This window comes from Homoserinibacter sp. GY 40078 (assembly GCF_008017545.1).
Taxonomy (GTDB): Bacteria; Actinomycetota; Actinomycetes; order Actinomycetales; family Microbacteriaceae; genus Homoserinibacter.
The window spans coordinates 234437-260190 of the sequence record NZ_VRTZ01000001.1 but is presented as its reverse complement, the minus strand read 5'-3'; the positions used below and the strand labels follow the sequence as shown (position 1 = coordinate 260190).

The following is a 25754-nucleotide window of genomic DNA, read 5'->3' as shown; positions in this document are numbered from 1 at the left end:
TGCCGAGTGGTCAGCGGCGCGAGATCGTCTCGTAGGCCGCGAGGGCCCGCGCCCGTGTCTCGCCGAGGTCGACGATCGGATCCGGGTAGGCGTCCGTGCCGAGCTCCGGGATCCACCGCGCGAGATACGCGCCGTCGGGGTCGAACCTCGCCGCCTGCCGCTCGGGATTGAAGATGCGGAAGTAGGGTGCGGCGTCCTGGCCGCTCCCCGCGACCCACTGCCAGTTCCCGGGGTTCGAGGCCTCGTCGGCGTCGACGAGGGTGTCCCAGAACCACTGCTCGCCGACGCGCCAGTCGATCAGCAGGTTCTTCACGAGGAAGCTCGCGGCGCTCATCCGCACCCGGTTGTGCATGACGCCGGTGTCCCACAGTTCTCGCATCCCCGCATCGACGAGCGGGATGCCGGTGCGTCCGCGGCGCCAGGCGTCGAGTTCGGCCTCGTCGGGCGCCTCCCACGGGAAGGCGTCGAACGCGGGGCGGAGGTTGCGGGCGGCGAGCTCGGGCTGATGGAAGAGCGTGTGGCGGAAGAATTCGCGCCATCCGAGCTCGCGCAGGAAGCCGTCGGCATGGTCGCTTCGGGCGCCGCGGATGCGATGCCACACCTGCACGGGCGACACCTCGCCCCAGCGCAGTCGGGGGCTGAGCCGCGAGGTCGCGTCGACGGCGGGGAGGTCGCGGTCGCCGTAGTCGTCGAGCACCTCGGCGGCGAACTCGTCGAGACGGGCGCGGGCCGCCTCCTCGCCCGGGGTCCAGACGCGACGCAGCCCGCCCGCCCAGTCGGGATGCGTCGGCAGGAGCCCCCAGTCGTCGAGATCATCGCTATCGGGGGTGTTCGCGCGGGCGGCGACGGCGTCCGGAATCCCGATCGCGGGCCGCACCTCGTGACCCCGCAGCCCGTTCCAGAACGGCGTGAACACCTTGTACGGCGTGCCGGAGCCGGTGCGCACGTCCTGCGGCTCGGCAAGCACGTCGCCCGGGAAGGAGTGCACCTCGAGGCCGGATTCGCGGAGCGTGCGCTTGAGGTCCGCGTCGATCCGGCGTGCGGGAGAGTACCGGCGGTTCCAGGTGACGGCACCGGCTCCCGTCTCGGCGACCACCTCCGGCACGACGCGCCGCGCCTCTCCGCGCCGGAGGACGAGCGGGATCCCGAGCGCCGCGAGAGCGTCGCGGTGAGCGACGAGCGAGTGGTGCAGCCACCATCGCGCCGCGGCGCCCGGAGCGCGGATGCCGTCGCCCGTCTCGTCGAGCACGTACAGCGCGACGACGGGGCGTCCGCGGGAGACGGCCGCATCGAGCGCGGGGTGGTCGGCGACGCGCAGGTCGTCGCGGAACCAGACGAGCGTCGGCTTCTCAGCCACGCGCCTCTCCTGGAGCCCCGTCGCGGAGCTTCGTGGTGAGCTCGATGAGCTGTCGTTGCTCGTCACGGCTGAGGGGTGCCATCCGCTCGATGATCGAGCGCCCGTGCTGTGCGCCGACGCGGCGGAAGACCTCGGCACCGCGCTCGCTGAGTTCGACGATCGTGCCGCGGGCGTCGCTGGGGTCACGGCGCTTCGTGACGAGCCCGCGGGCGGCGAGGCGGTCGAGCAGGCGGCTCACCGACGGCTGGGTGAGCAGCAGGTGGGCGTTGAGATCGCGGATGCGCAGGGCCCGTTCCGGCTGCCGGTAGAGGTTGAAGAGCACGTCGTACTCGGTGAACGAGACCTCGTCATCGGGGAACTCGGCCCGGAGTCGGCGCAGCACGTTCACCTGCGCGCGGTACAGGGATTCCCACGCGTCGATCGCATCCGAGCGTTCGCTCACGGTTCTCACTCTACGGACTGGCTCTGACCTGGGCGGGGCCGTCAGATGGGCCCACGCCGAACGTGATTGAGGGCCGGCCGCAGAGGCGAGCGGCCGACCCTCTCCCTTGCACCAAGAGTGTCCTGCAATCACATTCCGCTTCATCCGCCACAGCAAACGGATCAAGCACTTGAAATGTATAACGGGAAGGTAACGCTGTCTAGTTATCTCTTCGTTATTTTTTCTGCGAGTTCACCCGGGGGAGTCTCGGAGCGGGGTGAACGGCCCGTTCGCGCGTATGGTTCGGCCCACCCGGGTGAATTCTGGAGCCGAATTCGGCTGGGCGATCGGATCGAGGCGACCGCCCGAGTCCGAGAGGCGGGCAGCAGCCCGGGCGTGTCGCAGCCGTCGAGCGCGCACTGCACGATGAGCTCGCGGATGCCAGACTCGAGGGCATGCCTCGCGTCCTCGTCCGCCGTCCATCACCTCGCCTCGCAGAGGGTGAGCTCACTCACCTCGAACGCCAGAGCGTCGACCCGGATCTCGCGCTCGCGCAGTGGAGCGGCTACGTAGCCGCGCTCGCGGCCCGTGGGTGGGACGTCGAAGAGGTCGAGCCGGCCGACGAGCACGCCGACGGTGTCTTCGTCGAGGATGCCGTCGTGTCGTTCGGGCATCTTGCCGTGCTCACCTCGCCCGGCACCGACAGCCGTCGCGGCGAGGTCGCCACCGTGGAGCCTGTGATCGAGCGGCTCGGTTACGACATCCGGCGGATCGAACTGCCCGGCACGCTCGATGGTGGCGATGTGCTGAAGGTCGGATCGACGGTCTATGTCGGCCGCGGTGGACGGACGAACGCGGAGGGCATCCGGCAGCTTTCTCAGTTCGTCGCGCCGCTCGGGTTCCGGGTCGTGACGGTGCCCGTGTCGCGGGTGCTGCACCTGAAGTCCGGCGTCACCGCGCTGCCCGACGGCACGGTCATCGGCTACGAGCCACTCGTCGACGACCCGACGGTCTACCCCGAGTTCCTGGCGGTTCCCGAGGAGCACGGTACCGCGGTCGTCGTGCTCGACGAGAACTCGGTGCTGATGTCGGCGGATGCGCCTCGCACGGCCGAGCTGCTCGCCGCGCGCGGGCTCGAGGTCGTCACCGTCCCCATCTCGGAGTTCGAGAAGCTCGAGGGCTGCGTGACCTGCCTCTCGGTGCGTCTGCGCGACTGACCGCGCCGCGGCGCTCGCCTCCGCGGCGGTCTCGGTTCCGTGAGAGTACGCACTTCTGCGTGCTCTCACGGCTGAAGGTACGCAGAAGTGCGTACTCTCACGGAGCCGAGAGCTCGCGGAAGCGAGAGCTCGGGAAACGGAGAGCCGTGGATCAGAAGACGTCGGGGGAGGGCGTCGAGGCCCAGCGGATGGTGACGTCGGCGTGCCGATCGAACCGGTATCCGGATCCGCGCACCGTGCGCACGATGTCCTCGTAGGCGCCGAGCTTCGAGCGCAGGCGCCGCACGTGCACGTCGATCGTGCGCTCGTTCGGCGCCTCCTCGTCGCCCGCATCCGCCCACAGCGTCGCGATGATCTCGGCCCGCTCGATCGTCCGGCCCTCGCGGAGCACGAGGAACTGCAGCAGCTCGAACTCCTTGTAGGTCAGCGGCGCCGTCTCGCCGTCGAGCTGCACGCGCTTGCGCGAGATGTCGATCACGACACCGCCCTTGGGCTCCGGCGCCTCGACGGGCGGCGCGGCCTGGCGGTGCTTGGCGAGCGCGGCGGGATCCTGCAGCGCGAGACGCACGACCTCGACGTCGCGCCCGCCCGCACCCTGCGGCGCGAGCGCCACGGCGGCGTACGTCTCGGCGTCGGGCGCGAGCTCGGCGACCGTGCGCTTGAGGGCTTCCACGAGAAGCGGCAGCGAGATGCCGGCCTCGGCGGCCTTCAGCTCGTCGACCCCCACGTAGAGGGCGAAGCCGCGCGCCTCGGTGCCTTCCGGCACGGCGCGGATGCGCGGGCGCTCAGCGGGCTCGGCGGGCGCCGGAACCGCGCGAGGGGCGGGATAGGGGCGGGCCTGGGGGCGGAGGGTGTCAAGGGTGGCGAGAGACATGTCGTCGAATCCTTCAGAGGTGGCGGCCGCATCGGCGGCGGGCCGGGAAGTGTCGTGGCGGGAGGCGTCGTCCGGATCGGAACCGGGCGTCGGGGAGTTCACCATGTGGGTCAACTCGGGCTGTGAGGCGGCCTTACGCGCACATTCGACAACACATGACCGCACGCGCCGACATCATCATGTCGGCGTTCCCGAAGGCCTCGAAGGAGGTCGTGGGGCGCACGTGAACGGTCATGCGTGCAAGTTTGAAGCAGTGTTACGCCGCGTGTCAATCGGACGACGCGGCGACGTAACACAACGAAAGGTGGGCGACCCGCTCAGACGAGGCCGTACAGCCGATCGCCCGCGTCGCCGAGGCCGGGCACGATGTAGCCGTGCTCGTTGAGCTTCTCGTCGAGCGCACCGACCACGATCGTCACCTCGCGCCCCTCGGTGGCCTTCCGCACGGCCTCGATCCCCTCGGGCGCCGCGATCAGGCACACGGCCGTCACATCGACGGCTCCGCGGGCGAAGAGGAAGTCGATCGCCGCCCCGAGTGACCCGCCCGTGGCGAGCATCGGGTCGAGGATGAAGCACTGCCGGTTCGAGAGGTCGTCGGGCAGGCGCTCGGCGTAGGTCGTCGGCTGCAGCGTCTCCTCGTCGCGCACCATTCCGAGGAAGCCGACCTCGGCGGTCGGGACGAGCTTCACCATGCCCTCGAGCATCCCGAGCCCGGCCCGCAGGATCGGCACCACGAGCGGCTTGGGCTCGGCGATCGAGAGTCCGGATGCGGCCGCGACGGGCGTCTGCACGGTCACCTCGGTGGTGCGCACATTGCGGGTGGCCTCGTACGCGAGCAGCGTCACGAGCTCCTCCGCGAGCGCCCGGAAGATCGGCGACGGGGTGCGCTCGTCGCGCAGAACCGTGAGCTTGTGGGTGATGAGCGGATGGTCGGCGACGTGCACTCGCATAGGCTCAATCTATGCCCTCGGGAGCGGATGCGGAGGCGATGCGGCTGGCGCTCGCGGAGGCGCAGCTCGCCCTCTCGACGGGCGACGTGCCGGTCGGGGCGGTGGTGCTCGATCGTGACGGCACCGTGCTCGCGGTCGGCCGCAACGAGCGCGAGGCGCACGGCGATCCGACGGCCCATGCAGAGGTTGTCGCGATCCGGCGCGCGGCGGAGGTTCGCGGTTCCTGGCGGCTCGACGGGGCGACGCTCGTCGTGACGCTCGAGCCGTGCGTGATGTGCGCCGGCGCGATCCTCGCCGCCCGCATCCCGCGCGTGGTGTTCGGGGCGTGGGACGAGAAGGCGGGTGCCTCCGGCAGCGTCCACGACCTGCTTCGCGATCGGCGGCTGCCCTACCGGGCCGAGGTGGTGGCCGGCGTGCTGGAGGCGGAGTGCGCGGAGCTGCTCACGGCCTTCTTCGCGTCCGCGCGGCCGACCGAGCTCTAGGCGTCGGGCACGGCGTAGTGCCGCAGTCGCGGATCGAGATCGTCGCGGTCGGCGGGATCGACGACGAGCCCCGCGAGGTCGTCGAGCGAGAGCACCGGATGCTGCGCGCGGGCGCCGAGCTTCTCGCTGCTCACGACCAGGTAGGTCTCGCGGCTCGCGGCGGCGAGGGCCCGCTTCACGGCGGCGTCGTCCGGGTCGTCCGTGGTGACCCCGTGATCCGGATGGACCCCGGACGCGCCGAGCAGCAACCGGTCGGCCCCGATCCGCGAGATGGCTTCGAGCGCGAGCGCTCCACCGGAGACCATCGAGTGCCGCCCGAGCTCGCCGCCGAGGAGGACCACACGCGCATCGCTGTGTTCCGCGGCGGCGATCGCAACGTGGGGGCTCGGGGTCGCGATGGTCAGCCGGGCGCCTCGGGGCAGGATGCGGGCGATGGCCATGCTGGTCGTTCCGGCGTCGAGCGCGATGGTCATGCCCGGTTCGATGAGGACGAGCGCGGCCCGCGCGACTCTCGCCTTGCTCGCCGGCTCGACCTCGCCGCGCTCCGCGAAGGGAACCTCGGCCGCATCCATCGGCAGGGCGCCCCCGTACACGCGCCGGGCGAGCCCTGCCTCGGCGAGCTCGCGCAGATCGCGGCGGATCGAATCCTCCGAGATGCCGAGATCGGCGGCGACGGTCTTGGCGACGACCCGCCCGTCGCGGCGCAGCAATTCGAGCAGGTGCGTCTTGCGCTGCTCAGACAGCATCCACGTTCCTTCCGAGAGTTGCACGATCGTGCACGGTTAACGATACACTCCCTCGCATGAAACCCCAGCTCATCCTGATCGCAGGTCCGTACCGATCCGGCACCGGCGGCGATCCCGACCTCATCGCGCGCAATCTCGCGCGCCTCGAAGCTGCATCCGCCCCCATCTTCGAGCGCGGTCACGTGCCCATGATCGGCGAGTGGGTCGCTCTACCCGTGATGCGTGAACTCGGCGACGCCCCCGCCGACGCCGACGTCATGTACGAGACGGCGAGGCGACTCCTCCAGCACTGCGACGCCGTGTTGCGGCTCCCGGGGGAGTCGGTGGGAGCCGACGAGGACGTACGGATCGCACGCGAACTCGGACTGCCCGTCTACGCGGATCCGGATCAGATCCCGGTGCTCGCGTAGCGCGCGAAGCCGCCGGGGTCAGCTCCGGCTCAGTGCCAGAAGACGGCGACGAGCACGTTCACGATGGCGAGTCCGCCGGCGCTGTGGAACCACGGCTTCACCCGGCCGCCGCGACGCTGAGCCACCACCGCGGCGATCGCCGCCGCGAGCACGAGGATCGCGATGATGAGCTTCGTCGTGATCTTCAGCATGTTGAGGTCGTGGTCGCCCGCCTCCGCGAGACCCACGAGCGCGATCCCGGTGACGAGCTGCGTGATCGCGCCGCCGAGGATCAGGCCGGTGCGGAAGCCCTCGTTCGCCCGCATCTGCACGAGGAACGTGCCCACGATCGCGGCGAGTCCGAAGATGTGCAGCGCCAGCAGCGCGCTGTGCAGGATGTCCATGGTGGTGCTCCTCCCGCAGACTCAGTCCGCGCTCTTGATCACGATCGCATCGGTCGAGGGGTTCTCGCCGCGCGGCACGTAGATGTCAGGCTCCAGGTAGATCACCCGCGCGGCGGGCACCGCGGCGCGCACATCCGCTTCGATCGCGTCGATCGCGGCGGCGACCTCCACCGCGCGAGTCGCCTTCGGCACCGCGATCTTCGCCGCGACGAGCAGCTCGTCCGGGCCGAGGTACAGGGTCTTCATGTGGATGACGGCCTCCACCTGCGGGTGACCGTTGAACGCCGCGAGGATCTTCTGCGTGTCGCTCGGCGTCGCGCCCTCGCCGACGAGCAGGCTCTTCGTCTCGACGCCGAGGATGATCGCCACGATGATCAGCAGCACGCCGATCGCGATCGTGCCGATGCCGTCCCACAGATTGTCGCCGGTCGCGATCGTGAGTCCGACGCCCGCGAGCGCGAACACGAGACCCGTCAGCGCCGCGACGTCTTCGAGCAGCACGACGGGCAGCTCCGGCTGCTTCGCCCGGCGCACGAACTGGATCCAGCTCTGCGTGCCGCGGGTGTGGTTCGACTCGCGCACGGCCGTGCGCAGGGAGAGCGACTCGAGCACGATCGCGATCGCCAGCACCAGGATCGGCAGCCAGGCGTTCTCGAGCGGATGCGGGTGGGTGAGCTTCTCGATGCCCTCGTAGAGCGAGAACACGCCGCCAACCGAGAACAGGATGATCGACACCACGAAGGCGTAGACGTAGCGCTCGCGTCCGTAGCCGAACGGGTGCTCGGCATCCGCCTGCTTGCGGGCCTGTCGCCCTCCGAGCAGGAGCAGCAGTTGGTTGCCCGAGTCTGCGACGGAGTGCACCCCCTCGGCGAGCATCGAACTCGACCCCGAGAAGGCCCAGGCGATGAACTTGGTGACCGCGATCCCGAGATTCGCAAGGAATGCGGCGATGATCGCCTTCGTACCGCCCGACGCGCTCATGGGTCGATTCTAGGATGAGGGGCATGCCGACCCTTCCTCCCCTCGCCGTCCTGGGGGCGGGCTCCATGGCAGGTGCGATCCTCCGGGGCCTGCTGGCTTCGGGCCTCGACCCCGCATCCGTGGTTGTCACGACCCGCGGCGCGTCGTCCGCCGAGCACTGGCGCGCCGAGGGCGTGCGTGCCCTCGCGCTCGACGACGATCCGGAGGCGAACAGCCGTGCGGTCGACGGGGCCGGCGTGGTGCTCCTCGGGGTCAAGCCGGCGATGGTGCTCGGCACTCTGCGCGAGGTGGCGGACGCCCTCGAGCCCGGTGCCGTGGTCGTGAGTGTCGCCGCGGGCGTGACGACGGCATCGATGGAGTCCGTGGTGGCGAATCCCGTGGTGCGCACGATGCCGAACACTCCCGCTCTCGTGCGGCGCGCCGTCACGGGCGTCGCCGCGGGGTCGACCGCGGGCGAGGCGGAGCTCGCGATCGCCCGGGAGCTGTTCACGGCGGTCGGCGCGGTGGTCGAGGTTCCGGAAGAGCAGATCGACGCCCTCTCGGCGATCTCGGGTTCGGGGCCCGCGACCTTCTACTTCCTCGTCGAGCGCCTCACCGAGACGGCGGAGCGACTCGGGTTCGATCCCTCGGATGCACGATTGCTAGCCGAGCAGACCCTCATCGGATCGGCGCTCCTCCTCGAGTCGACGGGCGACGAGCCCCGTGAACTGCGACGCCGGGTCACGAGCCCGAAGGGCACGACAGAGCGGCTCATCGGGGTCCTCGAGGAGGCGGAGCTCACCGAGCTGTTCGAGCGCGCGGCCCAGGCGGCGATCGCCCGGGCGAAGGAACTCGCCGCCGGCTGAGCTGTCGCGACGATCGGCCGCCGCCGGCTACGACTGCAGAGCCGCGAACCGCTCCAGGTCGGTCGTCGAGCCGGACGCGATGATCAGGTCGTGGTTCGAGATGACCGTCTCGGGCGTGGCGTAGGTGAAGTCCTTGCCGGGACTCTTCACGCCGACGACTGTGACGCCGAAGCGCTGGCGCACGTGCGACTCCCCGAGGCTCAGGCCCCGGATGGGCTTCGGCGGGTACATCTTCACGATCGCGAAGCCGTCGTCGAACTCGATGAAGTCGATCATGCGGCCGGACACGAGGTGCGCCACGCGCTCGCCCGCCTCCGCCTCCGGGTAGATCACGTGGTTCGCGCCGATGCGGCTGAGGATCTTGCCGTGCGACTGGCTGACGGCCTTCGCCCAGATCTGCGGGATCTTGAGGTCGACGAGGTTCGCCGTGATGAGCACGCTCGACTCGACCGACGACCCCACCGCGACCACCGCGATCTGGAAGTCCTCCGCGCCGATCTGACGCAGGGCGTCGATCGATCGTGCGTCCACCTGCACGGCGTGAGTGACCCGCTCGGACCACTTCTGCACGAGGGCGATGTCCTCGTCGACGGCGAGCACCTCGCGGTCGAGGCGCTGCAGCTGCCCCGCGGTGGCGGCCCCGAATCGGCCGAGGCCGATCACGAGGACCGGGGCGTCGTGAGCGATCTTCTCAACCAACGATGTGCCTTCCCTCGGGGCGGGCCCGGATCCGCCGGGTCGTCTGTCTCGCGGTCGTCGCGCGCACCGCGTGCGAAAGTCACTGTACCCATCCCCCGTGGTACTCCCGTGGTCGGCTGGCTAGTCTGTGGGGATGGCCGACATCTTCGACGTCCTCGCGGATGGCACTCGCCGCGAGATCCTGCGACAACTGCTCGAGACCCGCGGCGAACTCGCGGTCGGCGACCTGGTGAGCGAGCTCGGTGTCGCCCAGCCGACGGTGTCGAAGCATCTCAAGGTGCTGCGCGAGCACGGATTGGTGGGCGTGCGCGAAGAAGGCCAGCACCGCTACTACCACCTCGACGCGAGCCCGCTCGAAGAGATCGAGGTGTGGCTCGAGCCCTTCACCGACTTCACGGTCGCGACGGATGAGAACGGCGCGACGACCGTCTACGCCGCCTGGGCCGGGGCCGAGGTCGGCGATCGGATCGGGCGCACGGCTGCGCAGACCGCCAACGCCGCGCGGGTGGCCTTCGAAACCGCTCAAGAGAAGATCGAGGGTGCGCGGCAGCGTGTCACCGAGCGTCTGCCCAAGCTGCGCAAGGGCGAGCGCTAGACGCGCATCGCGTGGCGTCCTCTGCGGTTGACGCTCGCCGTCGTCCGCTGCCGCGGTCGGCTAGCTTCATCCGATGATCGTCGATTTCTTCATCGCGGGTGACCACGAGGCCGGAAAGGCTCTGGTTCACGACATCCTCGCCGAACACGGATTCGCCGTCGAAGCCGTGGCACCGGACGGGAGTTGGACCATCGGCCGCGGGAGCACCACCGTCACGGTCCTGCTCGGCGCGATGGCGGGGAAGAAGCAGCGCTTGGTCTACACGGTCTCCTTCTTCTCGCACGAGGGCAATCTCGTCGCGCGGATCGCCCAGCAATCCGGCGCGGGGATGATGGGCGGTGCGATCGGGATGTCCCGTTCGCGGTCCGTGCTCACCTCGCTCGCGACCGCGATGCAGACCCGGCTCACGGAGTCGCAGCTGTTCTTGGGGACTGTCACCGCCTGACGCATCGTCCAGGCGGCGGGTCCTGGCCGAAGGCCATCACCCGCCCTAGACAGCGGCATCCCTCGCCCAATAGCCTGTGCCAGTGCACTCCCGTCACAGGAGTCACACGAGTCACAACCACCACACGGGCCGGGAAGGCGGAAGCATGGCGCAGGATCTGTCTGACGTCCGCTTCCTCACCGTCCAAGAGGTCGCCGACATGATGCGCGTATCGACGATGACCGTCTACCGTCTTGTGCACGCGGGCGAATTGCCGGCGGTGCGCTTCGGACGTTCGTACCGCATCCCCGAGTCGGCGGTCGCCGGAGTCGTGGGCCTCGCGGGCGGGGGCGCCCAGGTCGGCTGAGCGCCGTCGGCGCCTTTGGTAGACTCTCCCGGTTAGGCTTCCCGCGGTTCGTCCAGGACCCGGAGTCGGTCCGACGACGAACGAGTGAGGTGAACATGGGTTCCGTCATCAAGAAGCGCCGCAAGCGCATGGCGAAGAAGAAGCACCGCAAGCTTCTCCGCAAGACGCGTCACCAGCGTCGCAACAAGAAGTAGGACTGCACCGCAGTTCATTCCGCAAGCCCCGGGCCTCAGGTCCGGGGCTTCGTCGTTGCGGTGATCGTCGTTGCGGGCTGCGCAGCCGGGCTCGGGGCGATCAGTCGCGTCGGCCGCGCCCCACCGGCTTGGCCTCGCGCCGCACCCGCTTCTGCTGGGCCTTGATCGACGCGTGGTCGAGCCGCATCGTCGGCCAGCCCTTCTCGGCGGCGTACCGCGCGAGCCCGGCATCAGGGTTCACGGCGACGCGGTTGCCTACCAGCTCGAGCAGGGGGATGTCATTGCGGCTGTCGGAGTACGCCCACGATGCGGCGAGGTCGGCGCCGATGCTCTCGGCGAGCTCGCGCGCCGCGACGGCCTTGTGCTCGGCGTGCAGCACGGACCCCACGAGGCGTCCTGTATACACGCCGTCGACTGCTTCGACGCGGGTGCCGAGCGCGCCCGTCAGCCCCAGCTTGCGCGCGATCAGCTCGCCCACCTCTACCGGTGTCGCCGAGACGACCCACACCTGATGGCCCTTCGCGATGTGCTCGTGCGCGAGGGCGACCGTCTCGGGCCACAGCCTGGGCTTGATGCGGTGGTCCCAGATGTTCTCGGCCAGCGCGCGGATCTGATTCTCGGTGTGCCCAGCCACGAGCCCCAGCGCCCGCTCGCGCGCGGAGCCCATGTGCTCGTGGTTCTCGCCGACCTTGATGAACCGTCGCTGGTGCCACGCGAAGAGGGCGATGTCCCGCCATCCGATGATGCCGTGCGACCACGCCTCGCGTCCGACGTGGAACACGCTCGTGCCGCGCATGAGCGTGTTGTCGACGTCGAAGAACGCGACGACCGGTCGCTCGCTCGGGGTCGCGGGATGTTCCTCGGGCATGACCCCCATAGTCTAGGTGCGTGCCCGATCCGCGCCTGACTCTTCTCGGAAAGCCCGGATGCCACCTGTGCGACGATGCGCGCGCGATCGTCTCCGAGGTGGCGGCCGAGCGCGGGCTCGAGGTCGAGGAGCGCAACATCCTCGAGGACGAGCGCCTGCTCGCCCAGTACGCCGAGGAGATCCCCGTGCTGCTCATCGACGACCGCGTGCACACCATCTGGCGCGTCGATCCGGATCGGCTCCGGCGCGCCCTCGACGCCCGGGAGGCGACCTCGTGATCCGCCACATCGTCAGCTGGAAGCTCGCCGCGACCGATGCGGAGGCACGGGCTGCCGACGCGGCCGGCATCCGCGACCGCCTGGAAGGGCTTCGCGGACTGGTCCCTGCGCTCCGGCTCGATGTGGGCATCGACCTGGGGGCCACCGACGGCAACTGGGACGTGGTGCTCGACTCGGACTTCGCCACCGAAGAGGATCTCGCCGCGTATCAGGTGCACCCAGCGCACGTGGAGGCCGCCGCCTTCATCCGCTCGGTCGTCGCGTCGCGCAGCTGCGTCGACTACCGAGCCTGATCGCGGACTCCTGCGGGCGCCCGCTGAGGTTCGCGCTGGGGTCGGCGCTGACCCTCTGGTGGGGGGAGACGATCGGGTCTAGTCTCTCGACATCCCTTCCCCCCGAGGAGACCCACAGATGCGTTTCCAAGTCGTTCGCAGCAACAACCCCACACAGCCGTTCTTCTGGCGCATCGTGTCCGAGAGCGGCCAGACGGTTGCCGTGAGCGGCAACTACGTCGCGAAGGCCTCCGCGGTCGCCATGGTCGAGGCCGTGATGCGCTCCATCCCGCGGGCAACCCTCGAGGACCTCACCGTGCTGCAGGAGCCCTCCTACCGCGAAACCGCCTGACCCGCCGTTCTCGGCTCCGTGAGAGTACGCACTTCTGCGTGCTCTCACGCGTCGCGGTACGCAGAAGTGCGTACTCTCACGGGGGCGCGGGAGCGCGGTCGCGCTACGGCAGCAGGCGGTTCGGCCCGCGGAAGAGGTAGGTCACTTCGCGGATCGACGGCTGGTGCAGCATCAGCATCGTGACGCGGTTGAGGCCCATGCCGAATCCGCCGTGCGGGGGCACGCCGTAGCGGAAGAAGTCGAGGTAGAAGCCGAGCTCCTCCGGGTCGAGACCCTTCTCGCGGGCCTGCTCGACCAGCACATCGACCCGGTGCTCGCGCTGGGCGCCGGTCGAGATCTCGGTGCCGTTGAAGAGCAGGTCGTAGCTCTTCGTGAGGCTCGGGTCGCCCTCGTGGCGCATGTGGTAGAACGGCCGGATGCCGCTCGCGTAGTCGGTGACGAACACGAACTCGTGCCCGTACTGCTCCTTCACGTACTCCGAGAGGCGGCGCTCGCCCTCCGGGTCCAGGTCGCCATCCGTGCGGGGCACGGTGTAGCCGCGCGACTCGAGGATCGTGTGGGCCTCGGTGAGCGGGATCCGCGGGAACGGCGTGGCGGGGACGACGATCTCGACGCCGAACGTGGCCTCGATCTCGGCGCCGTGCTTCTCCTTCACGGCGGTGAGGCCGGCGACGAGCAGCTGCTCGTGCATGGCCATGACGTCCTCGTGGGAGTCGACCCAGCTGATCTCCGCGTCGACCGAGATGAACTCGGTGGCGTGACGTGACGTGAACGACGGGTCGGCCCGGAACGCCGGCGCCACCTCGAACACCTTGCCGAACCCTGCCGGCTGTGCCATCTGCTTGAAGAACTGCGGGCTCTGCGCGAGGTAGGCCTTGGTCTCGAAGTAGCCGACCTCGAAGAGCTCCGCCCGACTCTCCGACGCGGATGCCATGAGCTTCGGCGTGTGGATCTCGATGAAGTCGTTCTCGACCCACCACGTGCGCAGCGCGTGGAGGAAGGTGGTCTGAACCCGGAAGACGAGGTTCTGCTCGGGGCGGCGCAGGTCGAGGAAACGCCAGTCGAGGCGCTTGTCGATGGACGAGTCATCCGCGATGGGCAGGTCGAGCGCGGCCGCCGCCACCTCGATGTCGCCGATCTTCACCTCGAGTCCGCCGAGCTTGACCCGCTCGTCGTGCTTGAGTTCGCCGGTGACGGTGAGGAACGTGCCGTGGGTGAGGGCGGAGATCGCTGTGGCAATCGGGTCGCTGCCCGGCTCCTCCACGTCGGTGCGGGGGTGCACCAGCTGCACGGCCCCGGTCTCGTCACGCAGGATGACGAACTGCACCTTCTTCTGATCGCGAACCGTCTCCACCCATCCGGAGACGCTGACGGGGCCGTCCGCTTCGGCGGCGAGGTTCTTGACGAGGGTGCGTGAGGTCACGGGGGTCGAGTCTAGTCGCCGCCTGCGGCCCCCTTCCGTCTCCTGAGGGGTCGCAAACTGCGCGAAACACGCCGTGTCTCCAGCAGTTTGCGACCCCTCGGGGGGAGGGCGGCGCGCGCGAGCGCGCTCCGTAGAATGGGCGGATGCCGGCCGACCTCGTCCATCTCGTGCGCCACGGAGAGGTCCACAACCCCGAACGCGTGCTCTACGGGCGGCTCCCCGGCTACGGGCTCTCCGAGCTCGGACACAAGATGGCTGCGCTCGCCGCCGCCTCGCTCGACGGCCACCCGATCACCTCCCTCGCCGCGAGCCCGCTGCAGCGCACCCAGGAGTCGGCAGCCCCCTGGGCCGCGCGCTTCGGGCTCGAGCCGCGCCTCGACGACCGCCTCATCGAGCCGGCCAACCGCTTCGAGGGAACCAACGTGCGCAAGGGGCTCCGCGATCCGCGCAACTGGCCCTACCTCGTCGGGCCGTGGCGCCCCACCTGGGGCGAGGCGTTCACGTCCATCCGTCGCCGGATGCTCGCAGCCGTCGCGCAGGCGTACGCCGAGACGGACGGCGGCGAGGCCGTCCTGGTGAGCCACCAGCTGCCGATCTGGATGGTCGCGCGCACGGTCGCCCGCAAGCCGCTCGCACACGATCCGCGCACCCGGCGCTGCACGCTCTCGAGCATCACGACCCTCGCCTGGGATGGCGCGGCCTTCATCGAGGTGGACTATCAGGAACCTGCGGCAGAGTTGCTCGCGCAGTCCATCGATCTGGGAGCCGTGTGAACGCCCGCACCACAGCCCGCCGTCTCGGCGTGCGCTTCGTCGCACCGCTTGCCCTCGCCGGGCTGCTGCTCGCCGGATGCACCGCCGAATCCGGGCACCTGGCTGAACAGTACGAGCAGGGCACCGGGGGCGGATACATCTCCGGCGACGGCAGGCTCGTCACGATCGCCCCGGCCGACCGGGAGCCCGCGGTCGTGTTCGGCGGCACGCTCGACTCGGGTGAGCCGATCAGCTCCGACGAGCTCGTGGGTCGGGTCGTGGTCGTGAACTTCTGGTACGCCAGTTGCCCGCCATGCCGCGAGGAGGCACCCGACCTCGAGAAGCTGCACCAGCAGTTCTCGGACGACGACGTGACGCTGCTCGGCGTCAACGTGAGCGACGACGCCGGCACGGCCCTCGCGTTCGCCGAGGAGCACGGGGTCACCTATCCGTCGATCATCGATGTCGCCGATAACGGCGTGCAGCTCGCCTTCGCGGGCGGCGCCTACGCCCCGAACTCGGTTCCCACGACTCTGATCCTCGATCGCGAAGGGCGTGTGGCGGCACGCTACAGCGGCCTCATCGACAGCCCCAGCGTCGTAGCCGACATCATCGACGACCTCCTCGCCGAGACGGACTGACCGTGAACCCGGGCGACATCGTCGTGAACGGCGGGCTGTGGCTCGCCGTGCCGATCGCGCTCGCCGCGGGCCTGCTCTCGTTCCTCTCCCCGTGCGTGCTGCCGCTCGTGCCGGGCTACCTGGGATACGTCTCGGGCGTCACGAGCGGTCGTGCCCGCACTCGCTCGCGGATGGCGGCCGGCGCCGCCCTGTTCGTCGCCGGGTTCTCGGCGGTGTTCCTCGCCGTATTCGTGCTCGCAGGCACGGCGGGGCGCTTCCTGCTGCAGTACGGCGACCTCCTGATGCGTCTCGGCGGCATCATCATCATCGTCCTGGGGCTCGCCTTCATCGGGCAGGTGACGATCCTGCAGCGCCAGGTGAAGCCGTCGTGGCGTCCGCAGACGGGTCTCGTGGGCGCGCCTCTGCTCGGCGTCGTCTTCGCACTCGGATGGACGCCCTGCATCAGCCCGACCCTGACCGCGGTCGGATTCCTCGCCGGTTACGGCGGCGACCCGTGGCGGGCCGTGCTCATCGGGCTCGCCTATTGCGCGGGCCTCGGCATCCCGTTCCTTCTCGTGGCGCTCGGCTTCGGCTGGGTCGGGACGAGCCTCGGATGGGTGCGTCGCCACATCCGCGCCATCAACATCGCGGGCGGCGTGCTGCTCGTCGTGATCGGGGCGCTCATGGTGACCGGCCTGTGGAGCGCGCTCATGTCGCAGTTGGGGGCGGTGATCGGTGGCTTCAGCACCCCGCTCTGACCGCACCGCCGCGAAGTCCACCGACCCGCTGCGTCCCGCGGACCACATCGATCAGCCCGTGCCCGAGCCGGGCTCGGGCGTCGCGCAACCGAAGCTCGGCCTGGTCGGCTACCTGCGCTTCTTCTGGCGGCAGCTCACGAGCATGCGCACGGCGCTCGTGCTGCTGCTCCTCCTCGCGCTCGCCGCCGTGCCGGGATCGCTCGTGCCGCAGCGCAGCTCCGACCCGAACGGCGTGCTGCAGTACAAGGCAGAGAACCCCGATTCGTTCAAGATCCTCGACGCGCTCGGGGTGTTCTCGACGTTCAGCTCGCCCTGGTTCTCGGCGATCTATCTGCTGCTGTTCGTCTCGCTGGTCGGCTGCATCCTTCCGCGCACCAAGCACCACCTCGAAGCCATGCGCGCACGGCCCCCGAAGACCCCCGTGCGGCTGTCCCGTCTCGTCGGCCACACCGAGGTCCGAAGCGGCGCGGATGTCGAGGCCGCCGTCGACGAGGCCCGCGCAGCGCTGCGGTCGGCCGGCTACCGCGTCGAGCCCTACCCCGTGCCGGGCGGCGACTCCATCTCGGCCGAGCGGGGCTACCTGCGCGAGACCGGCAACCTCGTCTTCCATGCGGCGCTCGTCGGCGTGCTCGTCACGGTCGGGGTCGGTGGCGGCTTCGGATACAACGGGCAGAAGGTGATCGTGCAGGACACCGCCTTCACCAACTCGTTGGCCGGGTACGACTCGTTCAATCCGGGACGGTTCTTCACCGAGCAGGCTCTCGAGCCGTTCTCGGTGCGGCTCGACGACTTCGACGGGCACTACGAACTCAACCCGGCGACGGGCGTGTACCAGCCCGTCGACTACACGGCGCACCTCTCCGTCCGCACGCCGGGAACCGACTGGACGGATGCCGACCTCAAGGTCAACGAGCCGTTCGAGATCGGCGGGACCAAGGCGTACCTGCTCGGGAACGGCTACGCGCCGGTCGTGACGGTGCGCGACACCTCGGGAGCGGTCGCCTACACGGGTCCGGTCGCGTTCCTGCCGCTCGACGGCAACCTCATGAGCCGCGGGGTGATCAAGGTGCCCGATGGCCTCGACGAGCAACTCGGCTTCATGGGCTTCTTCTACCCGGACCCGCTCGAGCTGACCGACGGCACCTTCACCTCGCTCTCGCCGTACGCGGGCGACGCCAGCCTGCTGAGCCTCAACGTCTACACCGGCGACCTCGGCCTCGACGCGGGTGTGAGCGTCAACGCCTACACGCTCGATGTCGACGAGCTCGAGCAGATCGCAGGTCCGCAGGCGGACACGGAGTCGATCAAGCTCGTGCAGGGTCAGACCGCGGAGCTGCCGAACGGGCTCGGGACGATCGAGTTCACGGGGCTCAAGCGTTTCGCGAGCGTCGAGTTCCACCACGACCCGACGGAGGGCTGGGTGCTGGTGTTCGCGCTGCTGATCCTCGGAGGGCTGTTGCTCAGCCTCTTCGTGCCGAGACGTCGGATGTGGGTGAAGGCGGTCGCCGACGGCGACGGCACGCGCATCGAGTATGCGGGACTCGCCCGCGGCGAGGATCCGACGCTGGCGGCAGCCGTCGCCGATCTCGCCCGGCGCCATCAGGAGAGGCTCGAACGTAGGATGAACCCGTGACCCCCACGACGATCGCCGCCTACTCGCTGCTCGCCGTCTACTCGGCGGCAGCGGTCTACGTGATCGCCTTCATCGTGTCGGTGGTCGATCTGGCCCGCCGCTCGAGTGAGGTGCTCGCCGCCCAGCCGCTGGCCGCATCCGCGGGTTCCGTGTCGGCCGCGGGGGCATCCGCCTCCAGCGGCACGACCGTCGCCGCGCCCCCGCGCCCCCCGGCCGCCGCGTCGGCGACGGCGGTCGCGAGTCCGGCCAGCCGCCTGCAGCGGGTCGCGTTCGCCCTCACCGTGCTCGGGTTCGTCATCCATGTGGCGGCGATCGTGCTGCGGGGCGTCGCCGCGTCCCGGGCCCCGTGGGCGAACATGTTCGAGTTCGCCCTCACCGGCACCGCGGTCATCGTCGGCGTCTACCTGCTCGTGAGCATCTGGCGCGACGTGCGCTACCTCAGCGCCTACATCACGGGTCTCGTGACCCTGTTGCTCATGCTGGCGACGATGAACGTCTACGTCGACATCGTTCCGCTGCCCCCTGCGCTGCAGTCGGCGTGGCTCGTCGTGCATGTGTTCGTCGCGATCCTCGGCACCGGGTTCTTCGCCCTCGGGGCCGGGCTCTCGATCGCCCAGCTGCTGCAGGCGAGGCGTGAGGCAGGATCATCGTCGCTGCGCTTCCTCGGCGGGTTCCCCGGATCGGAGACCCTCGAGAACCTCGCGTACCGGGTCAACGTGATCGGCTTCGCCTTCTGGACCTTCACCCTCATCGCCGGCGCCATCTGGGCCGAGCATGCCTGGGGCCGCTACTGGGGCTGGGACACCAAGGAGGTGTGGACGTTCATCATCTGGGTCGTCTACGCTGGCTACATCCACGCCCGCGCGACCCGCGGATGGCGTGGCTCACGCTCCGCGTGGCTCGCGATCGTCGGCTTCACCGCCGTGCTCTTCAACTTCACGATCGTGAACCTCTTCTTCAAGGGGTTCCACGCCTACTCCGGGCTCTGAGCAGGGCGCTGGGCGCACTGCCCAGGAGGATCGCGGCGACGTAGACCGTGGCCGGGGCGATCAGGATCGGCGACAGCCGTTCCAGCGTGAGCGCGAACGACGCCACGAGCACGGAGGTCGCTGCAAGGATCGCTGCGCCGCGACGGATCCCGGGGCGCGCGGCGGGGATGAGCGCGGGAGCGATGAGCAGCACCGCGGCGAACACGAACACCGCGATCCCACCAGCCGGGAGCTCGAGCATCGAGATCGCCGCCCACCATGACCACGCGAGTGCCGCCGCCGCGGCTATGAGGGCGGAGAGGATCCGCGGCCTCGTCGCCTCCCAGGTCGTGCTCACCAGGTGAAGGAAGAGGGCCACAGCGATCGACAGGATCTGGATCGCCACCGTGCCGACGATGAGGAGTTCGCCGGGTCGCCCGATCGGGTCGTCGCGATCCGGCGAGGCGAGCCAGACCAGAATCGGCAGCCAGAGCGCGAGGGCGGCAAGAGAGAACACCGCCGACGTGATGATCGGAGGTCGCGTGGCGCCTGGGTCGCTCGCGCGTTCACAGCCAGTCATTGCTGAAACAGCCATCGTAGAAGCTCAAATCCGAGGGATCATAAGGGGCCCCCATGGGAACCGGTACCTCTTGGTAGTTGCCGTTGAACCATGACAGCGGATGTGCCCACCCTGCGTACATGCGTGCGCATCCCGGGAAGGTGAAGTCATTCGAGGCGTTGATAACAGTTGCCGACTGGCGCCCATATGGAAAGTCGATCAGTTCATTCAGGCCCATGCAGTGGGTAAGCCAATCGCGCGCCGTGTTGGGAGGGCAGTCATCGTGTACCGCTTGGAAGGAGGCGGAGTATGTGGACGACGGGCGGTACATATTGCGGGCGGAGCTGACCGAGTAGATGTACTCCGCCCCCGCGACCAGGAGCGAGGGGTACCTTATTCCCAGCTCGTGGGTAGTTGTCTGGCAGTCATCGAACTCCCGATTCACGTCTTGATAGGGCATGGCATCCGACGGCACATTTGTCGACCACTCTGCGTACACAGGGTTCAGCCACCAACCTGGCGTGAAAGTGGGTGAGCCGGCGCCACCGCACAGCGAGTAGTTGTACATAGCTGAACCAAACTCAAATCCCCAGTTCTGCGAGTCAGGCCAGTAAGCCGTGTGACTTCCTCCCGTCCAGATGATCGACTGAGTCAAGACCGCTCGCTTCGCCGTCTGAAGGCACTCCCCAGCAACCAACTGGACACAGCGATTGATGTTGAAGCCCTCAGCCCTGTATGTGAAGGGGAAATATGCGTCCCAGTCGTTTTGGCTGAGCCAGCCGGGCCACCCGTTGGTTACGTGAGGCACGTACCCTCCCCAGTTCGTGAATCGTGCGCCTCCGACCGGCGGAAGGTCGATTGACGCGGTTGAGGGCGTTGCCGTCGTGCGCGCCGTGCTGCTGCCTCTATGAAGTTCGACTGAAGTCGCCCCGATCATGATGGCCCCTTCATGAAGACTCGTGGGGGCGGCCACTAGCGCCCCAGCAATGGGAGGAACTTCAGCGTCTACGTCAAGGAACAATTGCTGTGCCCGCGACTCCAGAGTCTCCGCCGTGTCGCCATCTACGACCATCAGCTGCCCAACCCCTTCTTCACCTTCGAAGATGACGGTTCGCAACTCGACGCCCACAACTGAGGCTGCTTCCTTCAGCTGGCTCATGGAGAGGTCGGTGGCATCGGGGATATCCAGTCTGTACACGACCTCCTCTTCACTGGCTGCCCCGTGTTGAAAAGCCAGCGACTCGATCAGCGGTTCGTGCGAGGTGATCGCCGGTTGGCCCGTGACGGCCAGGACTGCTGCGCCAAATGTGACCGATGCGCGAGAAATGAACCGGTTCAACCCGAGTCCCCCCAATTGCTAATGGCTTCGCTGCAACAATGGCAGCGTCCAATGCGAACTACATCGGGTGACGAACGTATTCGCGGAATGTTCACCTTCGAGGCGTGCCCACGGGTCGCGAACTCGCGCCCCCACGTCAGAGGTGCGCGTGCGCGCGGCGCAGGCGATCGCGCCACCAGGCGACGCGCTCGGGGGGTGCCGCGTGCGCGGCGAGCAGTGCGAGATCCGGCTCGACGGGGCGCACCTCGATATGGCCTCCGGCGGGCGTGAGCGGATCGCCGGTCACGTCCGCCGCGAGGAGCGCCGCCGTTCCGAGCCCGCAGTCGACGTCGAGCTCGGGGAGCGCGGCGGCGAGGCGCGCGCCCATCGCGAGCCCCACCGAGGTGTCGATCGCGCTCGAGACGACGGCGGGCAGCCCCGCCTCCGCCACGATCCGCAGCGCGCGCGTCACGCCGCCGAGCGGCTGCACCTTTACGACGAGCAGGTCCGCCGCACCGGCCCGCGCCACGGCGAGCGGGTCGTCGGCCTTCCGCACGCTCTCGTCCGCGGCGATCGGCAGCTGCCAGTCGTGGAGCCGTTCCCGCAACTCGGCGAGTTCCGGGACGGTCGCGCACGGCTGCTCCAGGTACTCCAGGTCGAAGGGGGCGAGGGCGTGCGCGGCGTGCTCGGCCTGATCCACGTTCCATCCGCCGTTCGCGTCCAGTCGGATGCGCCCCTCGGGTCCGAGGATGCGTCGCACCTCGCGCACCCGGGCCACATCGTCGGCGAGGGTTTCCCCGGCGTCGGCGACCTTGATCTTCACAGTGCGGGTGCCGTCGAAGCGAGCGAGCACCTCCGCGATCCTCTCCATGGGGACCGCCGGTAGGGTCGCGTTCACCGGGATGCGCTCCCGCAGCACCGGTGCCGGGTCACCCCATCCGGCGTCGATCGCCGCAGCTAGCCACGAAGCCGCCTCGGCGTCGCCGTACTCGACGAAGGGCGAGAACTCGGCCCACCCGCGCGGCCCGTGCACGAGCATCGCCTCGCGTTCGGTCAGGCCGCGGAAGCGCGCGGCGAGCGGAAGACGCACCACGTGCGCTCCGTCGAGCAGCTCCTCCACATCGGGCACCACGCCCCCATTGTCGCGGAGAGGCGCCCGGTCGCGCGAAGGCCGGGGCCTAGGGTGAGAGGGTGAGCGACGGTCTGGACATCTTCGAGGCGCGCTCCGGCGGGCAGGTCCCGGCGGAGGACGCCATCGACGAGGAGCCCTCCCCGGCATCCCGACCCCGTTGGCCCGGCGCGCTCGCCGGGGCCATCGCGATCCTCATGGTGTTCACCTGGGCCATCGCTCTCGCGTTCCTCGCCCAGGGTTTCGTCGAGGTCGGCATCGGCCTCTCCGTCTCGGCCGTGCTGCTGAGCATCCTCGCCGTGATGGCCGGGATCGCCGCCGTCGTCGGCCGATGGGGGCGCGGCTGGGGCATCGCCGCGATCGTCGTCGGCGTGATCCTCAACCCCGTCGTCGTGCTGGGCGGCCTGAGCTGGCTGGGGGCGATGTGACCGTCTCGGAGCTCTTCGACCCCGAGGTCTGGCGCGAGGTTCCCGGATTCGAGGGGCTGGGCGATGTCACCTACCACCTCGACGAGTCGGGCAGCGTCGCGCGCGTCGCCTTCAACCGACCCGAGGTGCGCAACGCGTTCCGTCCGCAGACGGTCGACGAGCTCGCCCGCGCGCTCGACGACGCCCGCCAGAACCCCCGTGTCGGCGTCGTGCTGCTGACGGGCAACGGCCCGAGCCCGAAGGACGGCGGATGGGCGTTCAGCTCCGGCGGCGACCAGCGCATCCGCGGGCGCGCCGGCTACGAGTACCGCGAGGGTGAGGCGCCCGGTGCCGGACGCCTGCACATCCTCGAGGTGCAGCGTCTCATCCGCTTCATGCCGAAGGTCGTCATCGCGCTCGTCCCCGGCTGGGCGGCGGGTGGCGGGCATTCGCTGCACGTCGTCTGCGACCTGACGATCGCCAGCCGAGAGCACGCCCGCTTCAAGCAGACCGACGCGGATGTCGGCTCGTTCGACGCGGGGTACGGCAGTGCGTACTTCGCGCGGCAGGTCGGCCAGAAGTTCGCTCGCGAGGTGTTCTTCCTCGCGGAGGAGTACGACGCCGACCGCGCCTACGAGATGGGGGCGGTGAACGCCGTCGTGCCGCATGCGGAGCTCGAGACCACCGGCCTCGCGTGGGCCCGCACGATCCTCGGCAAGAGCCCCACCGCGATCCGCATGCTCAAGTTCGCGATGAACGCCGTCGACGACGGGATGGTCGGGCAGCAGGTCTTCGCGGGCGAGGCGACACGGCTCGCCTACGGCACCGACGAGGCTGCCGAGGGTCGCGACGCGTTCCTCGAGAAGCGTGATCCCGACTGGTCGGCCTACCCCTGGCACTTCTAGCCCGATGAGACCGCTCGCGCGCGTCGCCGCGTCCGCGGGGCCGGATGCGGTGCTCGCGGCGCTTCGCTCGGCGCTCGCAGGGGGACCGGCACTCTTCGTCGCGTCCAGTGCTGCAGGGTCGGATCCCACTCCGCTGCCCGCCGAGGTGCCGCGCTATGTGGGGCTCGTGGTGGAGACCAGCGGATCGACCGGACGCCCGAAGCGCGTCGTGCTCCCCGCGGATGCGGTGCTCGCCTCCGCGGCCGCGAGCGAGTCGGCGCTCGGCGGACCGGCGCAGTGGGTGCTCGCGCTTCCCGTGCACTACATCGCCGGGCTCAACGTGCTCGCTCGATCACTCAGCGCGGGCAGCGATCCTGTCGCGGTCGCCCCCGGACCCTTCGTACCGGAGGCGTTCGTGGACGCCGCGTCGCGCCTCACCCCCGACCTCGCCCACGCGACCGCCCTCGTGCCGGCCCAGCTGGCGACGCTGCTCGACCACGACGCCGCCCGCGCGACCCTCGCCCGATTCCAGGCCGTGCTCGTGGGCGGGCAGGCCACGCCCGCGCCGCTCGTGGACCGGGCGCGTGGGGCGGGCATCCGCGTCGTCCGCAGCTACGGCTCGAGCGAGACGAGCGGCGGGTGCGTGTACGACGGGCGACCCATCGGCACGACACGGGTGCGGGTCGTCGACGGTGAGGTGCGGCTCGCCGGACCCGTGCTCGCCGACGGCTACCTCGGAGACCCCGCGCTGACCGATGACCGCTTCGTGGACGACGACGGACAGCGCTGGTTCCGCACCGCCGACGCGGGGGAGTGGGACGGCGAGACGCTGCGCGTGCTCGGCCGGCTCGACGACGTGCTCGTGTCGGGCGGTGTGAAGGTGGCGCTCTCGGCGATCGAGGAGGAACTGCGTCGGCACCCCGGATTCGATCGGGTCGCCGTCGTCGCGGTTCCGGATGCGCGGTGGGGCCAGCGCCCCGTCGCGGTGGCCGCGGGCGATGAGGTGGACGACGACGTGGCTGTGGCCTCCGTGGGTGAGCGGCTGGGGCCGGCCGCGCGGCCGGAGCGGATCGTGCGGGTCGTGGACCTGCCTCACCTCCCCTCGGGCAAGCTCGATCGTCGCGCGCTCGCACAGCTCGCAGGCGGGGAGCTGGCAGGAGGTCACGGAGAAGCTCAGTAGGCTTCCTCCGTGGCGAAGCAGCAGCGATTCGATCCGGCGGCCCTTGATCGTGCGAAGGGACGTGCGACATCCCGGGGTGCATCCGGCAAGCAGCCCTCCAAGAAGGGCCGTGGCCGCAGCGGCCGGCCCGGAGGGAGGCCGCCGGCAGAGGCACAGCCCGCGACGCTCGGCACCTGGATCCAGGCGGCCCGTCCGCAGACCCTTGCGCTCGCGATCGGGCCCGTCGTGCTCGGAACGGGTGCCGCCGCCGTCTCGATGACGGTCTGGTACGACCACTGGGTTCGGGCGTTGCTGTGCCTCGCGGTTGCGGGGCTCCTGCAGATCGGCGTGAACTACGCCAACGACTACTCGGATGGGGTGCGCGGCACGGACCAGCACCGTGTCGGCCCCGCGCGTCTCGTCGGATCCGGGCGCGCGAACCCGCGTCACGTGCTCATCGTCGCGCTCGTGTTCTTCGGCCTCGCGGCGCTCGCGGGCCTCGCCCTCGTGGTGCTCACCCAGATCTGGTGGCTGCTCGCGGTGGGCGTCGTCGCGATCGCGGCCGCGTGGTTCTACACCGGTGGCCGACGGCCCTACGGTTACGCGGCGCTCGGCGAGCTGTCGGCGTTCCTCTTCTTCGGCGTGGTCGCCGTCGTCGGCACGACGCTCGTGCAGGTCGGAATGGACGAGGTCGGCATCGAGGCGTGGCTCGGCGGCGTCGCCGCCGGATTCTTCGCGGCGGCGGTGCTGCACGTCAACAACCTGCGCGACCGCGCCCAGGATGCCCTCGCCGGTAAGCGCACGGTGGCCGTGCGGGTCGGCGACCTCGGCTCGCGCATCCTCTACGCGGTGCTCATGGCGGCACCGTTCGGCGTCCTCGCGTTCTTCGTGCTGTTCTACGCGAACGCGCCGTTCGTATACTTCGCGCTGCTCGCGGGAGTGCCGGCGGTGCTGATCGTCATGACCGCGCGGACGTCGCGTGAACTCGTCACCGCGCTCCGGCTCACGCTGCTGACCGCGCTCGCCTTCGAGGTCGGCCTAGCCGCGGCGCTCGCCTTCTGAGTCGTCGGTCGCGCCCGTCGCGTCCGTCTCATCCGTCCCGTCCGCGGGATCGGCAGGGGCCTCGGGCTCCGACTCGAGGAGCGCGTCCTCGGCGTCCTCGTCGATGCCGCGCACCTCATCCGAGCCGTCGCGGTCGCCCCGTCGGGTGCGGCTCTCGGCGATCTCGGCGGCCATGCGCGCCCGCAGCGGTGCGAAGAAGATGTACGAGATCGTGAGCCCGACGATGGCCGCCACCGCGGCGGAGATCACGATGTGCACCTGCAGGAGCATCAGCACCGCGAACGACCCCGCGAAGAGGGCGATTCGGATGAGGGAATAGAGGATCCAGGCGGGCACGCGGCAATTCTAGGCGCCGGGCATCCGCACG

General features: G+C 69.7%; 34 protein-coding genes. 20 read left to right on the top strand and 14 right to left on the bottom strand.

The window, feature by feature from the left end:
* Positions 1-10: 10 nt before the first annotated feature.
* Both FVQ89_RS01295 and FVQ89_RS01290 read right to left on the bottom strand, forming a co-directional pair.
* Complete coding sequence (locus FVQ89_RS01295) at positions 11-1357, bottom strand: deoxyribodipyrimidine photo-lyase (RefSeq protein ID WP_147900124.1); 1347 nt, start codon at positions 1355-1357, stop codon at positions 11-13.
* Positions 1350-1799, bottom strand: a complete 450-nt coding sequence (locus FVQ89_RS01290; protein ID WP_255513341.1) for a MarR family winged helix-turn-helix transcriptional regulator — start codon at positions 1797-1799, stop codon at positions 1350-1352. Before FVQ89_RS01290 ends, FVQ89_RS01295 begins: the two co-directional genes overlap by 8 nt.
* Positions 1800-2233: 434 nt before the next feature.
* On the opposite strand from FVQ89_RS01290, the gene ddaH reads away from it, so the two are divergent.
* Entirely contained in the window at positions 2234-2995 is a 762-nt protein-coding gene (gene ddaH, locus FVQ89_RS01285; protein ID WP_147900122.1) for a dimethylargininase, read from the top strand.
* A gap of 151 nt (positions 2996-3146) precedes the next feature.
* Here ddaH and FVQ89_RS01280 read toward each other — a convergent pair whose 3' ends face one another.
* Both FVQ89_RS01280 and upp read right to left on the bottom strand, forming a co-directional pair.
* Positions 3147-3869, bottom strand: a complete 723-nt coding sequence (locus FVQ89_RS01280; protein WP_147901434.1) for a winged helix-turn-helix domain-containing protein — start codon at positions 3867-3869, stop codon at positions 3147-3149.
* A gap of 317 nt (positions 3870-4186) precedes the next feature.
* Positions 4187-4819 carry a uracil phosphoribosyltransferase gene (gene upp / locus FVQ89_RS01275; protein WP_147900121.1) on the bottom strand — a complete coding sequence of 211 codons (633 nt, stop codon included), beginning with the start codon at positions 4817-4819 and terminating at the stop codon, positions 4187-4189.
* Between the two features lie 11 nt (positions 4820-4830).
* Between upp and FVQ89_RS01270 the strand changes: the two genes are divergently transcribed.
* Positions 4831-5301, top strand: coding sequence for a nucleoside deaminase (locus FVQ89_RS01270; protein ID WP_255513340.1), 471 nt, complete (start codon positions 4831-4833; stop codon positions 5299-5301).
* On the opposite strand, the gene FVQ89_RS01265 is transcribed toward FVQ89_RS01270, so the two are convergent.
* Positions 5298-6047, bottom strand: coding sequence for a DeoR/GlpR family DNA-binding transcription regulator (locus FVQ89_RS01265; RefSeq protein WP_147900120.1), 750 nt, complete (start codon positions 6045-6047; stop codon positions 5298-5300). The two genes, FVQ89_RS01270 and FVQ89_RS01265, sit on opposite strands and share 4 nt — an antisense overlap.
* Before the next feature lie 56 nt (positions 6048-6103).
* Between FVQ89_RS01265 and FVQ89_RS01260 the strand changes: the two genes are divergently transcribed.
* On the top strand, positions 6104-6457 hold the full coding sequence (locus FVQ89_RS01260; RefSeq protein ID WP_147900119.1) for a DUF4406 domain-containing protein: 354 nt from the start codon (positions 6104-6106) through the stop codon (positions 6455-6457).
* A gap of 29 nt (positions 6458-6486) precedes the next feature.
* Here the strand turns inward: FVQ89_RS01260 and FVQ89_RS01255 are convergent, their stop codons facing one another.
* Together FVQ89_RS01255 and FVQ89_RS01250 are read right to left on the bottom strand one after the other, a co-directional pair.
* A complete protein-coding gene (locus FVQ89_RS01255; protein WP_147900118.1) occupies positions 6487-6840 on the bottom strand; it encodes a hypothetical protein in 354 nt (117 codons plus the stop codon).
* A gap of 21 nt (positions 6841-6861) precedes the next feature.
* Complete coding sequence (locus tag FVQ89_RS01250; protein WP_147900117.1) at positions 6862-7821, bottom strand: cation diffusion facilitator family transporter; 960 nt, start codon at positions 7819-7821, stop codon at positions 6862-6864.
* Between the two features lie 23 nt (positions 7822-7844).
* Between FVQ89_RS01250 and proC the strand changes: the two genes are divergently transcribed.
* Positions 7845-8666 carry a pyrroline-5-carboxylate reductase gene (proC, locus tag FVQ89_RS01245; RefSeq protein ID WP_147900116.1) on the top strand — a complete coding sequence of 274 codons (822 nt, stop codon included), beginning with the start codon at positions 7845-7847 and terminating at the stop codon, positions 8664-8666.
* 27 nt (positions 8667-8693) lie between these two features.
* Here proC and FVQ89_RS01240 read toward each other — a convergent pair whose 3' ends face one another.
* Positions 8694-9365 carry a TrkA family potassium uptake protein gene (locus FVQ89_RS01240; RefSeq protein ID WP_147900115.1) on the bottom strand — a complete coding sequence of 224 codons (672 nt, stop codon included), beginning with the start codon at positions 9363-9365 and terminating at the stop codon, positions 8694-8696.
* A 133-nt stretch (positions 9366-9498) separates the two neighbouring features.
* Between FVQ89_RS01240 and FVQ89_RS01235 the strand changes: the two genes are divergently transcribed.
* The 4 genes from FVQ89_RS01235 to FVQ89_RS01220 all read left to right on the top strand — a co-directional run bounded on the left by FVQ89_RS01235 (position 9499) and on the right by FVQ89_RS01220 (position 10945).
* Positions 9499-9960 carry a helix-turn-helix transcriptional regulator gene (locus tag FVQ89_RS01235; protein WP_147900114.1) on the top strand — a complete coding sequence of 154 codons (462 nt, stop codon included), beginning with the start codon at positions 9499-9501 and terminating at the stop codon, positions 9958-9960.
* 73 nt (positions 9961-10033) lie between these two features.
* Positions 10034-10405 carry a hypothetical protein gene (locus FVQ89_RS01230; protein ID WP_147900113.1) on the top strand — a complete coding sequence of 124 codons (372 nt, stop codon included), beginning with the start codon at positions 10034-10036 and terminating at the stop codon, positions 10403-10405.
* A gap of 145 nt (positions 10406-10550) precedes the next feature.
* Positions 10551-10751 carry a helix-turn-helix domain-containing protein gene (locus FVQ89_RS01225; RefSeq protein ID WP_147900112.1) on the top strand — a complete coding sequence of 67 codons (201 nt, stop codon included), beginning with the start codon at positions 10551-10553 and terminating at the stop codon, positions 10749-10751.
* Between the two features lie 95 nt (positions 10752-10846).
* Positions 10847-10945 carry a 30S ribosomal protein bS22 gene (locus FVQ89_RS01220; RefSeq protein WP_003792170.1) on the top strand — a complete coding sequence of 33 codons (99 nt, stop codon included), beginning with the start codon at positions 10847-10849 and terminating at the stop codon, positions 10943-10945.
* 100 nt (positions 10946-11045) lie between these two features.
* Here FVQ89_RS01220 and FVQ89_RS01215 read toward each other — a convergent pair whose 3' ends face one another.
* Positions 11046-11813 (bottom strand): HAD family phosphatase, encoded by a 768-nt coding sequence (locus tag FVQ89_RS01215; protein ID WP_147900111.1) that lies wholly within the window; start codon positions 11811-11813, stop codon positions 11046-11048.
* Positions 11814-11833: 20 nt separating this feature from the next.
* Between FVQ89_RS01215 and FVQ89_RS01210 the strand changes: the two genes are divergently transcribed.
* The 3 genes from FVQ89_RS01210 (at position 11834) to FVQ89_RS01200 (ending at position 12715) form a co-directional block, all read left to right on the top strand.
* A complete protein-coding gene (locus tag FVQ89_RS01210; RefSeq protein WP_147900110.1) occupies positions 11834-12091 on the top strand; it encodes a glutaredoxin family protein in 258 nt (85 codons plus the stop codon).
* Positions 12088-12384, top strand: a complete 297-nt coding sequence (locus FVQ89_RS01205; protein WP_222706020.1) for a Dabb family protein — start codon at positions 12088-12090, stop codon at positions 12382-12384. Before FVQ89_RS01210 ends, FVQ89_RS01205 begins: the two co-directional genes overlap by 4 nt.
* A 118-nt stretch (positions 12385-12502) precedes the next feature.
* On the top strand, positions 12503-12715 hold the full coding sequence (locus FVQ89_RS01200; protein ID WP_147900109.1) for a YegP family protein: 213 nt from the start codon (positions 12503-12505) through the stop codon (positions 12713-12715).
* A gap of 103 nt (positions 12716-12818) precedes the next feature.
* Here FVQ89_RS01200 and aspS read toward each other — a convergent pair whose 3' ends face one another.
* Positions 12819-14138 (bottom strand): aspartate--tRNA(Asn) ligase, encoded by a 1320-nt coding sequence (aspS, locus tag FVQ89_RS01195; protein ID WP_147900108.1) that lies wholly within the window; start codon positions 14136-14138, stop codon positions 12819-12821.
* Positions 14139-14281: 143 nt separating this feature from the next.
* Between aspS and FVQ89_RS01190 the strand changes: the two genes are divergently transcribed.
* Genes FVQ89_RS01190 through ccsB form a run of 5 tightly spaced genes read left to right on the top strand, consistent with a single transcriptional unit; the run spans position 14282 to position 18890 of the window.
* A complete protein-coding gene (locus tag FVQ89_RS01190) occupies positions 14282-14911 on the top strand; it encodes a histidine phosphatase family protein (protein ID WP_147900107.1) in 630 nt (209 codons plus the stop codon).
* Positions 14908-15531 carry a TlpA disulfide reductase family protein gene (locus tag FVQ89_RS01185; protein WP_255513339.1) on the top strand — a complete coding sequence of 208 codons (624 nt, stop codon included), beginning with the start codon at positions 14908-14910 and terminating at the stop codon, positions 15529-15531. Before FVQ89_RS01190 ends, FVQ89_RS01185 begins: the two co-directional genes overlap by 4 nt.
* A 2-nt stretch (positions 15532-15533) precedes the next feature.
* A complete protein-coding gene (locus tag FVQ89_RS01180) occupies positions 15534-16268 on the top strand; it encodes a cytochrome c biogenesis CcdA family protein (RefSeq protein WP_147900106.1) in 735 nt (244 codons plus the stop codon).
* Entirely contained in the window at positions 16246-17901 is a 1656-nt protein-coding gene (locus FVQ89_RS01175; protein WP_147900105.1) for a cytochrome c biogenesis protein ResB, read from the top strand. Before FVQ89_RS01180 ends, FVQ89_RS01175 begins: the two co-directional genes overlap by 23 nt.
* A complete protein-coding gene (gene ccsB, locus FVQ89_RS01170; protein ID WP_147900104.1) occupies positions 17898-18890 on the top strand; it encodes a c-type cytochrome biogenesis protein CcsB in 993 nt (330 codons plus the stop codon). The genes FVQ89_RS01175 and ccsB overlap by 4 nt, the downstream gene beginning before the upstream one ends.
* On the opposite strand, the gene FVQ89_RS01165 is transcribed toward ccsB, so the two are convergent.
* The 3 genes from FVQ89_RS01165 to FVQ89_RS01155 all read right to left on the bottom strand — a co-directional run bounded on the left by FVQ89_RS01165 (position 18859) and on the right by FVQ89_RS01155 (position 21878).
* A complete protein-coding gene (locus tag FVQ89_RS01165; protein WP_147900103.1) occupies positions 18859-19449 on the bottom strand; it encodes a hypothetical protein in 591 nt (196 codons plus the stop codon). The two genes, ccsB and FVQ89_RS01165, sit on opposite strands and share 32 nt — an antisense overlap.
* Positions 19436-20767, bottom strand: coding sequence for a hypothetical protein (locus FVQ89_RS01160; RefSeq protein WP_147900102.1), 1332 nt, complete (start codon positions 20765-20767; stop codon positions 19436-19438). Before FVQ89_RS01160 ends, FVQ89_RS01165 begins: the two co-directional genes overlap by 14 nt.
* A 136-nt stretch (positions 20768-20903) precedes the next feature.
* The gene (locus tag FVQ89_RS01155) at positions 20904-21878 is read right to left on the bottom strand and encodes an o-succinylbenzoate synthase (RefSeq protein WP_255513337.1); all 975 of its coding nucleotides are present in this window, start codon (positions 21876-21878) and stop codon (positions 20904-20906) included.
* 59 nt (positions 21879-21937) lie between these two features.
* On the opposite strand from FVQ89_RS01155, the gene FVQ89_RS14345 reads away from it, so the two are divergent.
* Genes FVQ89_RS14345 through FVQ89_RS01135 form a run of 4 tightly spaced genes read left to right on the top strand, consistent with a single transcriptional unit; the run spans position 21938 to position 25387 of the window.
* Positions 21938-22303: a hypothetical protein gene (locus FVQ89_RS14345; RefSeq protein ID WP_187264847.1), complete on the top strand. Its 366-nt coding sequence runs from the start codon at positions 21938-21940 to the stop codon at positions 22301-22303.
* Positions 22300-23187, top strand: a complete 888-nt coding sequence (locus FVQ89_RS01145; RefSeq protein ID WP_147900099.1) for a 1,4-dihydroxy-2-naphthoyl-CoA synthase — start codon at positions 22300-22302, stop codon at positions 23185-23187. Before FVQ89_RS14345 ends, FVQ89_RS01145 begins: the two co-directional genes overlap by 4 nt.
* A 4-nt stretch (positions 23188-23191) precedes the next feature.
* A complete protein-coding gene (locus tag FVQ89_RS01140; protein WP_187264845.1) occupies positions 23192-24346 on the top strand; it encodes an AMP-binding protein in 1155 nt (384 codons plus the stop codon).
* A gap of 9 nt (positions 24347-24355) precedes the next feature.
* Positions 24356-25387, top strand: a complete 1032-nt coding sequence (locus FVQ89_RS01135) for a 1,4-dihydroxy-2-naphthoate polyprenyltransferase (protein WP_147900098.1) — start codon at positions 24356-24358, stop codon at positions 25385-25387.
* Here FVQ89_RS01135 and FVQ89_RS01130 read toward each other — a convergent pair.
* Complete coding sequence (locus FVQ89_RS01130) at positions 25364-25723, bottom strand: DUF4229 domain-containing protein (protein WP_147900097.1); 360 nt, start codon at positions 25721-25723, stop codon at positions 25364-25366. The genes FVQ89_RS01135 and FVQ89_RS01130 overlap by 24 nt on opposite strands.
* Positions 25724-25754: the final 31 nt, after the last annotated feature.

What these genes read in the sequence shown, in the direction of transcription:
- ddaH (WP_147900122.1), top strand. Translation starts at nt 2,234, where the DNA reads ATGCCTCGCGTCCTCGTCCGCCGTCCATCACCTCGCCTCGCAGAGGGT.
- FVQ89_RS01280 (WP_147901434.1), bottom strand. Translation starts at nt 3,869, where the DNA reads ATGTCTCTCGCCACCCTTGACACCCTCCGCCCCCAGGCCCGCCCCTAT.
- upp (WP_147900121.1), bottom strand. Translation starts at nt 4,819, where the DNA reads ATGCGAGTGCACGTCGCCGACCATCCGCTCATCACCCACAAGCTCACG.
- FVQ89_RS01270 (WP_255513340.1), top strand. Translation starts at nt 4,831, where the DNA reads ATGCCCTCGGGAGCGGATGCGGAGGCGATGCGGCTGGCGCTCGCGGAG.
- FVQ89_RS01265 (WP_147900120.1), bottom strand. Translation starts at nt 6,047, where the DNA reads ATGCTGTCTGAGCAGCGCAAGACGCACCTGCTCGAATTGCTGCGCCGC.
- FVQ89_RS01260 (WP_147900119.1), top strand. Translation starts at nt 6,104, where the DNA reads ATGAAACCCCAGCTCATCCTGATCGCAGGTCCGTACCGATCCGGCACC.
- FVQ89_RS01255 (WP_147900118.1), bottom strand. Translation starts at nt 6,840, where the DNA reads ATGGACATCCTGCACAGCGCGCTGCTGGCGCTGCACATCTTCGGACTC.
- FVQ89_RS01250 (WP_147900117.1), bottom strand. Translation starts at nt 7,821, where the DNA reads ATGAGCGCGTCGGGCGGTACGAAGGCGATCATCGCCGCATTCCTTGCG.
- proC (WP_147900116.1), top strand. Translation starts at nt 7,845, where the DNA reads ATGCCGACCCTTCCTCCCCTCGCCGTCCTGGGGGCGGGCTCCATGGCA.
- FVQ89_RS01235 (WP_147900114.1), top strand. Translation starts at nt 9,499, where the DNA reads ATGGCCGACATCTTCGACGTCCTCGCGGATGGCACTCGCCGCGAGATC.
- FVQ89_RS01230 (WP_147900113.1), top strand. Translation starts at nt 10,034, where the DNA reads ATGATCGTCGATTTCTTCATCGCGGGTGACCACGAGGCCGGAAAGGCT.
- FVQ89_RS01225 (WP_147900112.1), top strand. Translation starts at nt 10,551, where the DNA reads ATGGCGCAGGATCTGTCTGACGTCCGCTTCCTCACCGTCCAAGAGGTC.
- FVQ89_RS01220 (WP_003792170.1), top strand. Translation starts at nt 10,847, where the DNA reads ATGGGTTCCGTCATCAAGAAGCGCCGCAAGCGCATGGCGAAGAAGAAG.
- FVQ89_RS01215 (WP_147900111.1), bottom strand. Translation starts at nt 11,813, where the DNA reads ATGCCCGAGGAACATCCCGCGACCCCGAGCGAGCGACCGGTCGTCGCG.
- FVQ89_RS01200 (WP_147900109.1), top strand. Translation starts at nt 12,503, where the DNA reads ATGCGTTTCCAAGTCGTTCGCAGCAACAACCCCACACAGCCGTTCTTC.
- FVQ89_RS01190 (WP_147900107.1), top strand. Translation starts at nt 14,282, where the DNA reads ATGCCGGCCGACCTCGTCCATCTCGTGCGCCACGGAGAGGTCCACAAC.
- FVQ89_RS01165 (WP_147900103.1), bottom strand. Translation starts at nt 19,449, where the DNA reads ATGACTGGCTGTGAACGCGCGAGCGACCCAGGCGCCACGCGACCTCCG.
- FVQ89_RS01140 (WP_187264845.1), top strand. Translation starts at nt 23,192, where the DNA reads ATGAGACCGCTCGCGCGCGTCGCCGCGTCCGCGGGGCCGGATGCGGTG.